General features: G+C 75.0%; 9 protein-coding genes. 5 read left to right on the forward strand and 4 right to left on the reverse strand.

Features of this window, described 5'->3' with window-relative positions; genetic code table 11:
- The first annotated feature begins 155 nt into the window (after nucleotides 1-155).
- Nucleotides 156-893 (forward strand): HAD family hydrolase, encoded by a 738-nt coding sequence (locus ACTWP5_RS09350; RefSeq protein WP_443220319.1) that lies wholly within the window; start codon nucleotides 156-158, stop codon nucleotides 891-893.
- Complete coding sequence (locus tag ACTWP5_RS09355; RefSeq protein ID WP_443220320.1) at nucleotides 890-3,436, forward strand: glycoside hydrolase family 65 protein; 2,547 nt, start codon at nucleotides 890-892, stop codon at nucleotides 3,434-3,436. Before ACTWP5_RS09350 ends, ACTWP5_RS09355 begins: the two co-directional genes overlap by 4 nt.
- 129 nt (nucleotides 3,437-3,565) lie before the next feature.
- Here ACTWP5_RS09355 and ACTWP5_RS09360 read toward each other — a convergent pair whose 3' ends face one another.
- Nucleotides 3,566-4,450 (reverse strand): universal stress protein, encoded by an 885-nt coding sequence (locus tag ACTWP5_RS09360; RefSeq protein WP_443220321.1) that lies wholly within the window; start codon nucleotides 4,448-4,450, stop codon nucleotides 3,566-3,568.
- Between the two features lie 181 nt (nucleotides 4,451-4,631).
- Here ACTWP5_RS09360 and ACTWP5_RS09365 point away from each other — a divergent pair, with 181 nt between their 5' ends.
- A complete protein-coding gene (locus tag ACTWP5_RS09365; RefSeq protein WP_443220322.1) occupies nucleotides 4,632-5,798 on the forward strand; it encodes an endo-1,4-beta-xylanase in 1,167 nt (388 codons plus the stop codon).
- A gap of 54 nt (nucleotides 5,799-5,852) precedes the next feature.
- On the opposite strand, the gene nirD is transcribed toward ACTWP5_RS09365, so the two are convergent.
- From nirD to ACTWP5_RS09380, 3 genes are read right to left on the reverse strand one after another with little or no spacing between them, the layout of a single operon-like run.
- Entirely contained in the window at nucleotides 5,853-6,263 is a 411-nt protein-coding gene (gene nirD / locus ACTWP5_RS09370) for a nitrite reductase small subunit NirD (RefSeq protein WP_443220323.1), read from the reverse strand.
- A complete protein-coding gene (nirB, locus tag ACTWP5_RS09375; RefSeq protein ID WP_443220324.1) occupies nucleotides 6,263-8,935 on the reverse strand; it encodes a nitrite reductase large subunit NirB in 2,673 nt (890 codons plus the stop codon). The genes nirD and nirB overlap by 1 nt, the downstream gene beginning before the upstream one ends.
- Before the next feature lie 4 nt (nucleotides 8,936-8,939).
- Nucleotides 8,940-10,313, reverse strand: coding sequence for an NAD(P)/FAD-dependent oxidoreductase (locus ACTWP5_RS09380; RefSeq protein ID WP_443220325.1), 1,374 nt, complete (start codon nucleotides 10,311-10,313; stop codon nucleotides 8,940-8,942).
- Between the two features lie 129 nt (nucleotides 10,314-10,442).
- Between ACTWP5_RS09380 and ACTWP5_RS09385 the strand changes: the two genes are divergently transcribed.
- Nucleotides 10,443-11,477 carry a sulfotransferase gene (locus ACTWP5_RS09385; RefSeq protein WP_443220326.1) on the forward strand — a complete coding sequence of 345 codons (1,035 nt, stop codon included), beginning with the start codon at nucleotides 10,443-10,445 and terminating at the stop codon, nucleotides 11,475-11,477.
- Nucleotides 11,478-11,535: 58 nt separating this feature from the next.
- A complete protein-coding gene (locus tag ACTWP5_RS09390; RefSeq protein ID WP_443220327.1) occupies nucleotides 11,536-13,014 on the forward strand; it encodes an AAA family ATPase in 1,479 nt (492 codons plus the stop codon).
- Nucleotides 13,015-13,021 lie beyond the last annotated feature (7 nt).

Raw genomic sequence — 13,021 nt, forward strand, 5'->3', positions numbered from 1 at the left:
CCGCCGGTTGCCGGGGCCGCGGCCTCGCGGTCCCATGGAACGACGGGCACCGTGGGGACGTCGTCCGCCGGAGGTCCGTCCCGGTCTCACCGGGAGTGTCGCCCTGGGACCCACGCCAGCGCGGGGTCCGCCGGGACGGGAGGAGATGAGGCGAGGTGCGTGCGCGCGAGCTGTCGGCCTGCCGGGCCGTGGTCCTCGACACCGACGGCGTGATCGTCGACTCCGCGCGGGTGCACGCCGCCGCGTGGAAGGCCGCCTTCGACACCGTCCCCGAGCTCACCCCGCCCTTCGACGAGGACGTCGACTACCGGCGCCACGTCGACGGCCGCTCCCGCCACGACGGCGCCGAGGCGTTCCTGCGCGCCCGCGGCCTCGACCTGCCCGTCGGCGACCCGGACGACCCGCCCGGCACCGACACCGTCTGCGCCGTCGCCGCCCGCAAGGAGGAGTTCTTCACCGAACACCTCAGGGAGCGCGGCGTGTCGGCCCTGCGCGGCACCGTCCGGCTGCTGCTCGCCCTCCACGAGGCCCGGGTCCGCTGCGCCGCCGTCTCCGCCTCCCGCCACGCCCGTGAGCTGCTGGTCCACTCCGGCGTCCGCTCCCTCCTCCAGGCCGTCGTCGACGGCACCGACGCCGCCCGCCTCCACCTGGCCGGCAAGCCGGACCCGGCGCTCTTCCTGGAGGCGGCGCACCGGCTGTCCGTCGACCCCCACGAGGCCGCCGTCGTGGAGGACGCCCTGCCGGGCGTGGCGGCGGGCCGGCGCGGCGGCTTCGGCCTGGTCGTCGGCGTGGACCGCGCGGGCACCCCCACCAGCGCCGAGGAGCTGCGCGCCCACGGCGCGGACCGCGTGGTGGCCGACCCGGGAGAGCTGCTCGGCGAGGTGACGCCGTGACCGGCGGTCAGCTGGACCCGGTGAGCTGGACCTGGGCGTACGAGGGGTACGAGCCGCGCGCCGAGCGGCTGCGCGAGGCGCTGTGCACCCTCGGCAACGGCTACCTCGCCACGCGCGGCGCCGCGCCCGAGACCACCGCCGGGCTCGCCCACTACCCCGGCTGCTACGTCGCCGGCGTCTACGACCGGCTCGACACCGTGCTCGACGGCCGGCGCCTGAGCCACGAGGACATCGTCAACCTGCCGAACTGGCTGCCGCTGCGCTTCCGCCTGGTGCCCGACCCCGGGCAGGGTCCCGAGGGCGACTGGTTCACGCCCGACGAGCACGTCGACGGCCTCCTCCTCTACCGGCAGGTGCTCGACCTGCGCGGCGGCACCCTCACCCGGACGCTGCGCCTGCGCGACGAGCACGGGCGGCACCTGGGCGTCGAGCAGTGCCGTCTGGTCCACATGGGCGACCCGCACCTCGCCGCGCTTCGGACCACGTTCTCCGCCGAGGACTTCACCGGCTGGGTGGAGGTGGAGTCGGCGCTGGACGGCGCGGTCCGCAACGACGGCGTCGCCCGGTACAGCGAGCTGGCGGGCCAGCACCTCGTCCGCTTCGACACCGGCGAGGAGCCGCCCCCCGACGGCGCGGAGGACGTCACGGGGGACGCAGTGGCCGACGACGGGGAGGCGCGCGAGCACGGGGGAGTGCTGTGGCTGCGCTGCCGGACCACGACCTCGGACATCAGGATCGTGGAGGCCGCCCGCACCCGCCCCGCCCCGGGCACCGAGGCGAGGCGGCGGCGCACCCGCCTGGCGGAGGAGCGCGCGTCGCACCGCCTGGCGGTGCGCGTCGAGCCCGGCCTGCCCGCCACCGTGGAGAAGACCGTCGCGATCCACACCTCACGCGACACGGCGATCACCGGGCCGCTGCCCGCCGCCGTCGAACGGGCGCGCCACGCGCCGGACTTCGACACGCTGCTGGCCGGGCACCACGCCGCCTGGGACCGGCTGTGGCGGCAGGCCGAGCTGTGGGTGCCGGGCGAGGCGGGCCTGGTGCTGCGGCTCCACCTCTTCCACGTCCTCCAGACCCTCTCGCCGCACACCGCCGAGCTCGACGTCGGCGTCCCGGCGCGCGGCCTGCACGGCGAGGCGTACCGCGGCCACGTCTTCTGGGACGAGCTGTTCGTCCTGCCGTACCTGAACCTGCACTTCCCCCAGGTCTCCCGGGCGCTGCTGACCTACCGTCACCGGCGGCTGCCCGCGGCGTGCCGGGCCGCCGCCCGCGCGGGCGCGAGCGGGGCGATGTTCCCCTGGCAGAGCGGCAGCGACGGCCGGGAGGAGACGCCGCGGGTGCACCTCAACCCGCGCTCGGGACGCTGGCTGCCCGACCACTCCCACCTCCAGCACCACGTCGGCTCCGCCATCGCCTACAACGCGTGGCGGTACGGGCAGGCCACCGGCGACACCGAGTTCCTCCACACCAGGGGCGCCGAGCTGATCCTCCAGATCGCCCGCTTCTGGGCGGGCTTCGCCCGCTACGACGAGGCGGAGCGGCGCTACCGCCTCCTCGGCGTCGTCGGCCCCGACGAGTACCACGAGGCGTACCCCGGCTCCGAGCGCCCGGGACTGGACGACAACGCCTACACCAACGTCACGGCCTCCTGGGTCCTGGCCCGCGCCGTGGAGCTGGGGCGGACGCTGCCGGTCTCCCGCCGTCAGGAGCTCTTCGAGCGAATCCAGCTCGCCGACGGCGAACTGGACGCCTGGGAGGAGGTCTCGCGGCGGCTGCGGGTGCCGTTCCTCTCCGACCACGCCAAGGGCCGCAGGGACGTCATCGCGCAGTTCGACGGCTACGAGCGGCTGGCCGAGCTGGACTGGGAGGGCTACCGCGCGCGGTACGGCGACATCCGGCGGCTCGACCGGATCCTGGAGTCCGAGGGTGACACGGTCAACCGCTACCAGGCGAGCAAACAGGCCGACGTGCTGATGCTGGGCTACCTCTTCTCGCCCGCCGAACTCGCCGGCATCTTCCACCACCTCGGGTACCGCCTCGACGACGAGACGTGGCGCCGCACCATGGACTACTACCTGGCCCGCACCAGCCACGGCTCCACGCTGAGCGCGCTGGTCCACGGCTGGGTGCTCGCGCGCGCCCGGCGCGCCGACGCGTGGGAGCTCGTGCGGGACGCGCTGGCCAGCGACGTCGCCGACGTGCAGGGCGGCACCACGGAGGAGGGCATCCACCTGGGGGCGATGGCCGGAACCCTGGACCTGGTGCAGCGGGGGCTGACCGGCCTGGAGTTCCGGGAGGACGGGCTGTGGCTCGACCCGGCGCCGCTGCCGGAGATGTCGGAGTTCGGCTTCACCGTGCGGCACCGCTGCGGCGCGGTGCGGCTGCGGATGAAGCCGGGACAGCTGTCGATCGGTGTCCCGCCGTGGGAGGAGACCCCGGCCCTCGTCACCCTCGCGGGCGGACCGGCCGTCGAGGTGTCACCGGGCGAGGACCGCCTGCTCCCGCTCCGGGGCGAGACGCCGTGGGACGGGGGCGGCCAGTAGGCCGGCGCCCGGGGCCCTGACGGCCGCCGACCGGCGCCGGGCGGACCGGCGCCCGTGGCGCGACGTCGGGACGCCGGCCCCGCGGTGGGTCCGTCGTGTCAGCCGTGCAGCCAAAGTCGGGCGGCCGTGTCAGTCGTAGGGGACGACGGCGACCGGGGGAGTGGCGTGGTGCAGCGCCGCGTGCACCACGGGGCCCACGCGCAGGCCGAGCCTCGGGCGGCGCCGACGGCGCCCGACGACGACGAGGGCGGCGCGGAACGACGCGGCCGTCAGCAGCACCTCGGACGCGTTGCCGAAGCGGAGGTGCTCGACCACGGGCACGCCGGGGAAGCGCTGCCGCCACGGGTCGAGCAGCTCCGCCAGCGCCCGCCCCTCCTGCTCCTCCAGGTCGCGGTGGGCCCCGCTCTCCAGCTCGTGGGGCACGTCCGCGCCGAAGAGCGACGGCGCGCCCCACGCCCGCACCACCCGCACCGCGGCGCTCCGGGCGGCGGCGGAGGTGAAGGCGAAGTCGAGGACGCGGGCGGCGGCCGGGTCGAAGTCCTTCAGCCCGACCACCACCTCGTCGCCCTCCTCGACCGCCTGCCCCTCCCCGGGGCGGGGCCGCACCAGCACCACCGGGTTGCTCGCGTGGGCGATGACCGGCAGCCCGACCGAGCCGAGGAGGAAGCCGACGATCGCGCTGTGGCCGCGTGAGCCGAGCACCAGCATGGTCGAGCGGTCGGCCTGCTCGGTCAGGCCGCTCGCGGCGGTGGCGGGCAGCAGCTCCGTGGTGACGGCCAGCCCGGGGAAGCGCCCCGCCGCCTCGGCCTCCGCCGAGTCGAGCAGGCGCGCCGCGGCCTCCCGTTCGGGCGTGGGGGGCGCGTAGAGGGGTTCGTCGATCCACGCGTGCACCAGGTGGAGCGGCAGCGCCCGGTACACGGCCTCGTTCGCCGCCCAGGCCACGGCCGCCCGGCTCTCCGCCGACGCGTCGACGCCCACCGCGATGGGCCGCGTCTCGCTCCCCGTGTCGTCCATGATCGCCACCTCGCGCCGAACCGTCGTCGTTCGCTATGTCCGAGTCTGCACCCGTCGGTGGCCGACCGCGACGTTGGCGGCGGCCGGTGGGGCGCGGATAGTGGGAACGTCAGCCTGCGGGGGCTGCGACCGAGAGGCACGTGATTCCCCCATGCCCCGACCGATCATGCCCCGACCGATCGTGTCCCGACCGATCCGCCCCCGCGTCGTGCCGCCGCCGACGCGAAGAGCCCCGGCCCGGAACGCGCGCGTCCTGATCGCGCGCGTCCTGATCGCGCGCGCCCGGATCGCCCGCGCCGTCGTCGCCACGGCCGTCGCCGTCGTGGCCGCGCTGCCGCTGGCCGCCCCCGGGGTGGCCACCGCGGCACCCGAGCCGGCACCCGGGCCCGTGGCGCAGGAGCCGACGCTGCGGGAGGCGGCCGCCGCCAGCGGCCGGGTCGCGGGCGTCCGGGCCCAGGGCGCCCTGCTGGCCGACCCCGCCTACCAGGTCGTGGCGGGCACCGAGTTCGGCGGCGTCGACCCCGGCGAGGAGGCGGCGTGGGACGTCGTCAACCCGGGGCTCGGCCGCCACGACTTCTCCCGCCCCGACCGGGTGGCGTCCCTCGCCCGCGCCCACGAGCAGCCGTTGCACGGCTTCCCCCTCCTCCGGCACGACCGGCTGCCCGCCTGGCTGTCCCAGTCCGGCCTCACCGACGACCAGCTGCGCCAGGCCGTGACCGACCACCTCCACACCGTCACCAGCCGGTACGCCGGACAGGTGGGCCGCTGGGACGTGGTGGTGAACCCGCTGACCGACGCCGGCCAGCTCCGCGACACGCCGCTGCTGCGGCGGCTCGGCAGCTCCTACCTCGCCGAGTCCTTCCGCGCCGTCGACGCGGCCGACCCCAACGCCCCGCTCTACCTCGCCGAGACCGGCGCGGGGGACGTCGGCGTCAAGGGCGACGCGCTGTACGAGCTCGCGGCCGAGCTGGTCGCCGCCGGCGTCCCCCTCGACGGCGTCGCGCTCCAGCTCACCGTGGCGCCGGGCGAGGTGCCCGCGGGCCTCGCGCGGACCCTCCAGCGCTTCGCGGACCTCGGCCTCGCGGTGGCGATCACCGGCCTCGCCGTGCCCGTGACGCTGACCGACGGCGAGCCCACCGACGGCGCCCTGGAGCAGCAGGCCAGGGACTACGCCGCCGTCGTCGAGCACTGCGTGGCGCAGCCGGCCTGCACCGAGGTCAGCGTGGGCGGCGTCACCGACGAGCCGGACTCCTGGCTCCCGCCGGGAACCCGCTCCTCCGACTACCTCTTCGACCAGGACTACGCGCCCAAGCCCGCGTACGGCGCGGCGCGCGACGCGTTCCTCTGACGCCGCCCCGCCGCGGTGGCTCGCCGCGGTGGCTCGCCGTTCGCGGGAGTGGCCTCAGCGCACCCGCGTGGCGTAGACGGGAACGGACTGCTCCTCGTCGTCCAGGCAGCGGCCGGACGCCAGGTCGAAGCGCTGCTTCAGCAGCGGGGAGGCCACGAACGGCCGGCCGCTGTTGCCCGTGGAGCCGAGCAGGCCACGGGAGAGCACGTAGGCGCCGGTGAACGGGTCCCGGTTGCCGACCGCGTGGGTGCGGCCCGAGCGGTCGAGGAAGAGCGCCACCTGCCGCCCGTCCGGCAGCATCGCCGCCACCCCCCGCCCCGGCACCAGGTCGGCCAGGGCGCAGACCCTGACCCAGCGGCCGTCCGCGCACTCGACCTCGACCCTCGCCGTCGTGGTCGCCGTCGTGGTCGTGGTGGCCGTGGCCGCCGCCGTCGGGATCGTCGTGGTGTCCGTGACCGTGGTCATCAGCGGGTGCTCCCTTCCAGGTCGAGCAGGTCGTACTCACGGGCGCGGACCGGGATCTCCGGGCCCGCCAGGATCGTCAGGTCGGGCTTGACCTGGTCCCGTTCGGCGACGAAGCGCACCGTCGGGTCGGGTGCGTCCGGCGCGTTCACGAACGACACGAAGCGCCGCAGCTTCTCCGGGTCGTCCAGGGTCGCGGCCCACTCGTCGCGGTAGTTCGCGACGTGCGCGGCCATCAGTGCCTCCAGCTCGTCGCAGATCCCCAGCGAGTCGTGGACCACCACGTCCTTCAGGTGCTCCAGGCCGCCCTCCAGCCGCTCCAGCCACACCGAGGTGCGCTCCAGCCGGTCGGCGGTGCGGATGTAGAACATGAGGAACCGGTCGATCAGCCGCACCAGCTCCGCGTCCGACAGGTCCTGCGCCAGCAGGTCCGCGTGGCGGGGCGTCGCGCCGCCGTTGCCGCCGACGTAGAGGTTCCAGCCGTTGGCCGTCGCGATGACCCCGAAGTCCTTGCTCTGCGCCTCGGCGCACTCCCTGGCGCAGCCGCTGACCGCCGACTTCAGCTTGTGCGGCGAACGCAGCCCCCGGTACCGCAGCTCCAGGTCGATCGCCATCCGCACGCTGTCCTGCACCCCGTACCGGCACCACGTGGAACCCACGCAGGACTTCACCGTCCGCAGCGCCTTGCCGTACGCGTGGCCCGACTCGAAGCCGGCGTCCACCAGCCGCGCCCAGATGGCGGGCAGCTGGTCCACGCGGGCGCCGAACAGGTCGATCCGCTGCCCGCCCGTGATCTTCGTGTAGAGGCCGAAGTCCCGCGCCACCTCGCCGATCACGATCAGCTTCTCCGGCGAGATCTCGCCGCCCGGCACCCTCGGCACGACCGAGTACGAGCCGTTGCGCTGCATGTTGGCGAGGAAGTGGTCGTTGGTGTCCTGCAACGACGCCTGCTCGCCGTCCAGCACGTACCCGTCGGCGCCGATGCTCGGCGCGAGGGAGGCGATGATCGACGCCACCGTCGGCTTGCAGACCTCGCAGCCGTCGCCGCCGCGCGCCTCCGGGCGGCCGTGGCCGTCGAGGAGCTGCTGGTAGGAGGTCAGGCGCAGCGCGAGGACGATCTCGTACAGCTCCTGCCGGGTGTGCGAGAAGCAGCCGCACAGGCCCTGGTCGATCGTGACGCCGCTCGCCGCGAGCTCCTCGTTGACGAGCTGGGTGAGGACCTTCACACACGAGCCGCACCCCGTGCCGGCCTTGGTGCACTTCTTGACCTCCGGCACGCTGCCGCAGGAGTGCTCGGTGACCGCCGCGCGGATCGCGCCCTTGGTGACGTTGTGACAGCTGCAGATCGTCGCCGCGTCGGGCAGCGCCGACGGGCCGATCGCGGTGGGCGGCGCGAGGCCCGCCGGGAGCACCAGCTGCTCGGGCGCGGCCGGCGGCACCGAGCCGGTCAGGGGGCGCAGCAGCCCGTAGGAGTCGGCGTCGCCGACGAGCACGCCGCCCAGCAGGGTGCCGTCCCTGCCGACGACGAGCTTCTTGTAGACGCCGGAGCGGGAGTCGGAGTACACGACGTCCAGGCAGCCCTCGCTGGTGCCGTGCGCGTCGCCGAAGGAGGCCACGTCCACGCCCAGCAGCTTCAGCTTGGTGGAGGTGTCGGCGGTGGTGAACCGCGGCCCGTCCGCGTCGTCCGCCGCCGCCTCGCGCGCGACGACGTCGGCGGCCGTGGCCGCCATCTCGTAGCCGGGCGCCACCAGCCCGTACACCATGCCGTCCACCGCGCGGGCGCACTCGCCGATGGCGAGGACGGCCGGGTCGGTGACGGTCCGGCAGCGCTCGTCGATGACGACGCCGCCGCGCTCGCCGACCTCCAGGCCCGCCTCGCGCGCCAGCTGGTCCCTGGGTCTCACGCCCGCCGAGAAGATCACCATGTCGGTGGCGACGTGCGAGTCGTCCGACAGCCGCATCCCGGTGACGGCGCCGTCCTCGTCGACGGTGATCTCCTGCCCGGCGACGCCGGTGTGGACCACCAGCCCCATCTCCTCGACGGTGCGCCGCAGCGCCGCGCCGCCGCCCTCGTCGACCTGGATCGCCATCAGACGCGCGTTGAACTCCACGATGTGCGCCTCGATGCCCAGGTCCCTCAGCGCCCCGGCGGCCTCCAGGCCGAGCAGTCCGCCCCCCACGACGACGCCGCTGCGGGCGCCCTTGGCGTACTCCTCGATGGCCTGGAGGTCCTCGACCGTGCGGTAGACGAAGCAGCCGGTGGCGTCCTTGCCCGGGACCGGCGGCACGAAGGGATAGGAGCCGGTGGCCAGCACCAGCGTGTCGTAGGTGACGGTCAGGCCGGAGCTGGCCGTGACGGTGCGCGTGGCACGGTCCACCGCGACGGCCGGGTCACCGAGGTGCAGCTCGATGCCGTGGCGCTCCATGAAGCCGTCCTCCACCATCGACAGCTCCTCCGGCGTGGTGCCGGAGAAGTAGGAGGTCAGGTGGACCCGGTCGTAGGCGGGGCGCGGCTCCTCGCACAGCACGACGACGCGGGCCCGCGTCGTGACGCCCCGGTCGACCAGCTCCTCCAGGAAGCGCTGGCCCACCATCCCGTGCCCCACCAGCACGATCGTCCGCGCGTTCGGCGGGGCCTGCGTGGCCCGCGTGGTCTGCGTGGGTTCCGTGACCATGTGACTACAACCCTCCGTGGTGGGCGTCGTGAGTGAGCAGGTGCAGCAGGGGAGCGGTGGCGGGAAGCGGCTCGTCGCCCTCCCAGGTGCGGGCGAGCGTGCCGACGCTGCCGAGGTCGCCCACGAGGACACCGCCGCGCAGCCGGTCGCCGCGGACGATGATCTTGCGGTAGGCGCCCCGGGTCGCGTCGGCCAGCTGCACGACGTCGTCCCCCGGGGCCGGCGTGGTGTCGCCGAACGCCGCGACGTCGAGCGGCCCCGGTCCCTCGCCGCCCAGCGTCAGCCGCACCAGGGCCCGCGTCCCGCCGTAGCGGTGGGCGGTGGGCGCGGCGCCGTCGGCGGCCCCGTCCCTCCCGGCGCGGGCCTCCGCGAGGAGCACACGGGCCAGCACGTCCGCCTGGTCGTGTGCCGCCCCCGCCAGTCCGTAGAGCACCCCGTCGTGCTCCGCGCAGTCTCCGAGGGCGAAGATCCGTGGGTCGCTGGTGCGCAGCTCGTCGTCGACGAGGATCCCGCCGCGCACGCCGACGGCCAGTCCCGCCGCCCGCGCCAGCCCGACCCGGGGGCGCACCCCGCAGGCCAGCACGACGAGGTCGGCCGCCAGCACGTAGCCGTTGGCCAGCTCCACGCCCCGCACCCGCCGTCCCGGCGCGCCCTCCGTGCGCAGACGGCGGACGCGGCACTCGGTGTGGACCTCCACCCCCCGCTCCGTCAGGTGGGAGCGGAGGAGCCCCGAGGCCGCGGCGTCGAGGTGACGTTCCATCAGGTGTTCGCCCTGGTGGGCGAGCACCACCCGGGCGCCGCGCCCCGCGAGGGCGCGGGCCGCGGAGACGCCCAGCAGCCCGCCGCCGATCACGACCGCCTGGCAGGCGTCGCCGCCCTCGGCCGTGGGCGCCTCGTGGGCGCGGATCGTCTCGCTGAGCGCCAGGCAGTCGTCCATGGTGCGGAACGCGTGCACGCCCTCGGGCAGGTCCCCGCCGTCCGGCGGGAAGAGGCCCTGGAGCGGTGGCAGCACCGGGTTGGACCCCGTGGCCAGCACCAGCGTGTCGTAGGGGACCACGCGGCCGTCGTCGCAGACGACCTGGCCGCCGCCGTCGCGCACCCCGGGGGCGGACCGGTCGATCCGCACCACCCGCACGCCCGACAGCCAGGCGACGCCACGCGGCGGGCCCGGCAGGGCGATCACCTCGGGCGCGTACTGGCCGGCGAGCACCTCCGCGAGGAGCACCCTGTTGTACGCGGCGTGTGGCTCCTCGCCCACCACGGTCACGGCCACGGCACGCCCCGTGCCCTCGCCCGCGCCGCCCCCGCCAAGGTGCTGCGCGAGCCGGGCGCCGGCCATCCCGCCGCCGACGATCACCACACGCCTCGTCGTCCTCATGTCATCGAGGGTGCGGGGAGGCTGTTTCCCGGCAGCATCGCGTCCGTTTCCCTCACGCAACGCTGCCCTCAGCGAGGCACCCCGGGCGCTGTGAGAGTCCTGTGAGCCACCCCGATATACGCTGCGGGAATGTCGTCGCTCCCGAGCCCTCTGACCTTCGTCGTCGGCACCGGCCGCAGCGGATCCTCCGCGCTGTCGCGCATCCTGAACCTGCACCCGGACGCGCTCAGCCTCAACGAACTGCTCGCCACGCTCGTCGGGCCGGCCCGCGCCCTGCCGGAAGAGCCCATGTCCGGCGAGGAGTTCTGGCGGATCTTAGCCGAGCCCAGTCCCGTCTTCGACAACATGATCCGCAGCGGCGCCGCGCTGCCCGAGTTCCTCGATCCGCGGCCCGGCGTGCCCGCCCTCCACCTGATGGTGCTGCCGCACCTCACCGACGATCCCGACGCGCTCTTCGCCGAGCTCGCCGAGATCGTCCCCGGCTGGCCCCGCCGCCCCGCCCCCGACCACCACCGCGCGTTCTTCGAGCTGCTCCGCGTCCGCCTGGGCCGCGCCGCCGTGATCGAACGGTCCGGGTACTCGGTGGGCTGGGTCCCCGCGCTGCGCGACGCCTTCCCCGAGGCCCGCTTCGTCCACCTCCACCGCACGGGGCCCGACTGCGCCCTGTCGATGAGCCGCCACGTGGGCTACCGCTTCATCGTGCAGCTCCACGAGATCTTCGAGCTGTCCGGGGTGACCAGCATCGAGGAGGTCACCGAGGAGCACGTCGCGGCCCTGCCGCCGCACCTGGCCGGCCTGCTCGGCGAACGCTTCGACCCCGCCCTCGTCTGGGACAGGGACATCCCGCTGACCCGCTTCGGCGAGCTGTGGTCGCAGCTGGTCACCGAGTGCGCGCGGCTGCTGGCCGAGCTGCCGGGGGAGCGGTGGACCACCCTCGGATACGAGGCGCTGCTGGACGACCCCGACGCGGCCCTGACTCACCTCGCCGACTTCACGGGGCTCGCTCCCACCCGGGACTGGCTCGCCGCCGCCCGTCCCCTGCTGACCGCGAGCCGCCGCGACACGGCTGCTCGCACCCTGCCGCCCGTGGTGTACGCCGCCCTGGAGGAGTCCTGCGCCCCGGGCACCGCGGTCCTGGCGGGGCAGGCGCCCGAGTCGGAATAGAGAAGTACACTTAATGAAAACGTACCTCTGTTTCTGACACCTGGGTGGGCGGTGGCGCATGGACAAGCCCGTCGAGATGTTCGACCGCGACCACGAGTGGGCGGCGCTGAGCCGGTTCGTCACCGACCCGGAGCCCGGCGCCACCCTCGGCGTGGTCTCCGGGCGCCGCCGCCAGGGCAAGACGTTCCTGCTCGGAGCCGTCTGCCAGGCCGCGGGCGGCTTCTACTTCGGCGCGACCGAGGCCACCGACGCCGAGTCGCTGCGACGGATGGGCCAGGCGCTGACCGAGCACGTGCGGCCCCCCAGCCCGTACCACTTCGCCCGATGGTCGGAGGCCGTCGACGTCCTGCTCTCCCTCGGACGTGAGCGGCCCGTGCCCGTCGTCATCGACGAGTTCCCCTACCTCGCGCGGGCCAACCCGGAGCTGCCATCCGTCATCCAGGAGGCGCTGCGGCCCCTGAGGCCGCAGCGGACCGCCTCCCGCACCCGGCTGCTGCTGTGCGGCTCGGCCCTGTCGTTCATGGGCAGACTGCTGGCGGGCAACGCGCCGCTGCGCGGCCGGGCCGGCCTGGAGCTCGTGGTGCGCCCCCTCGACCACCGCCTCGCCGCGCGCTTCTGGGACATCACCGACCCGCACCTCGCCCTCCGGGTCAACGCCGTCGTCGGCGGCACCCCCGCCTACCGGCGGGAGTTCGCCCGCGGCGACAGCCCGACGGGCCCCGACGACTTCGACGCCTGGGTGGTGCGCACCGTCCTCAACCCCGAGACCCCCCTCTTCCGCGAGGCCCGCTACCTGCTGGCCGAGGAACCCGACCTGCGGGACACCGCCCTCTACCTCTCCGTGCTCGCGGCCGTCGCGGAGGGGAACACCACACGGGGCGGCATGGCCGGCTACCTGGAACGGAAGGCCACCGACGTCGCCCACCCCATCACCGTGCTGGAGGACGCCGGCCTGCTGCGCCGAGAGGCGGACGTCTTCCGCGACAACCGCCCCACCTACCGCATCGCCGAGCCCCTGATCGCCTTCCACCACGCCGTCATGCGCCCCGTCTGGCCGCAACTGGAGCGCCCGGGGGCCGCCCCGCGCGTCTGGCGTGCCAGCGGCCGGCGTTTCCTCAGCAACGTGCTCGGCCCGCACTTCGAGCAGGTGTGCCGCGACTGGGCCCTGCACCACGCGGACCCCGACGTCCTCGGCGGGCTCCCGGCCAGGAGCGGGCACGGCGTCGTCCACGACCCGAGGGCCCGCGCCAGCCACGAGGTCGACGTCGCGGTCGTCGGCGTCGCCGACGGCTCCGCGCGGGCGCCGCTGCTGGCCGTCGGCGAGGCGAAGTGGAACGACGTGATGGGCCTTGGCCACCTCGAACGGCTCCGCCACGTCCACGAGGTGGTCACCCGGGCCGGCCGCTACGACACGCGCGACACCCGCCTGTTGTTCTTCAGCGGCGCGGGCTTCAACGACGCCCTCCGCGAGGCCGCGCGCCGTGACCCGTCGCGGGTCGTGCTCGTCGACCTGCCCACCCTGTACGGGGTGGGCTGACGTCGCC

It is taken from the genome of Streptomyces sp. 4N509B (genome assembly GCF_052245655.1).
Lineage (GTDB): Bacteria > Actinomycetota > Actinomycetes > Streptomycetales > Streptomycetaceae > Streptomyces.

What these genes read in the sequence shown, in the direction of transcription:
- ACTWP5_RS09360 (WP_443220321.1), bottom strand. Translation starts at nt 4,450, where the DNA reads ATGGACGACACGGGGAGCGAGACGCGGCCCATCGCGGTGGGCGTCGAC.
- nirD (WP_443220323.1), bottom strand. Translation starts at nt 6,263, where the DNA reads ATGACCACGGTCACGGACACCACGACGATCCCGACGGCGGCGGCCACG.
- nirB (WP_443220324.1), bottom strand. Translation starts at nt 8,935, where the DNA reads ATGGTCACGGAACCCACGCAGACCACGCGGGCCACGCAGGCCCCGCCG.
- ACTWP5_RS09380 (WP_443220325.1), bottom strand. Translation starts at nt 10,313, where the DNA reads ATGAGGACGACGAGGCGTGTGGTGATCGTCGGCGGCGGGATGGCCGGC.
- ACTWP5_RS09385 (WP_443220326.1), top strand. Translation starts at nt 10,443, where the DNA reads ATGTCGTCGCTCCCGAGCCCTCTGACCTTCGTCGTCGGCACCGGCCGC.
- ACTWP5_RS09390 (WP_443220327.1), top strand. Translation starts at nt 11,536, where the DNA reads ATGGACAAGCCCGTCGAGATGTTCGACCGCGACCACGAGTGGGCGGCG.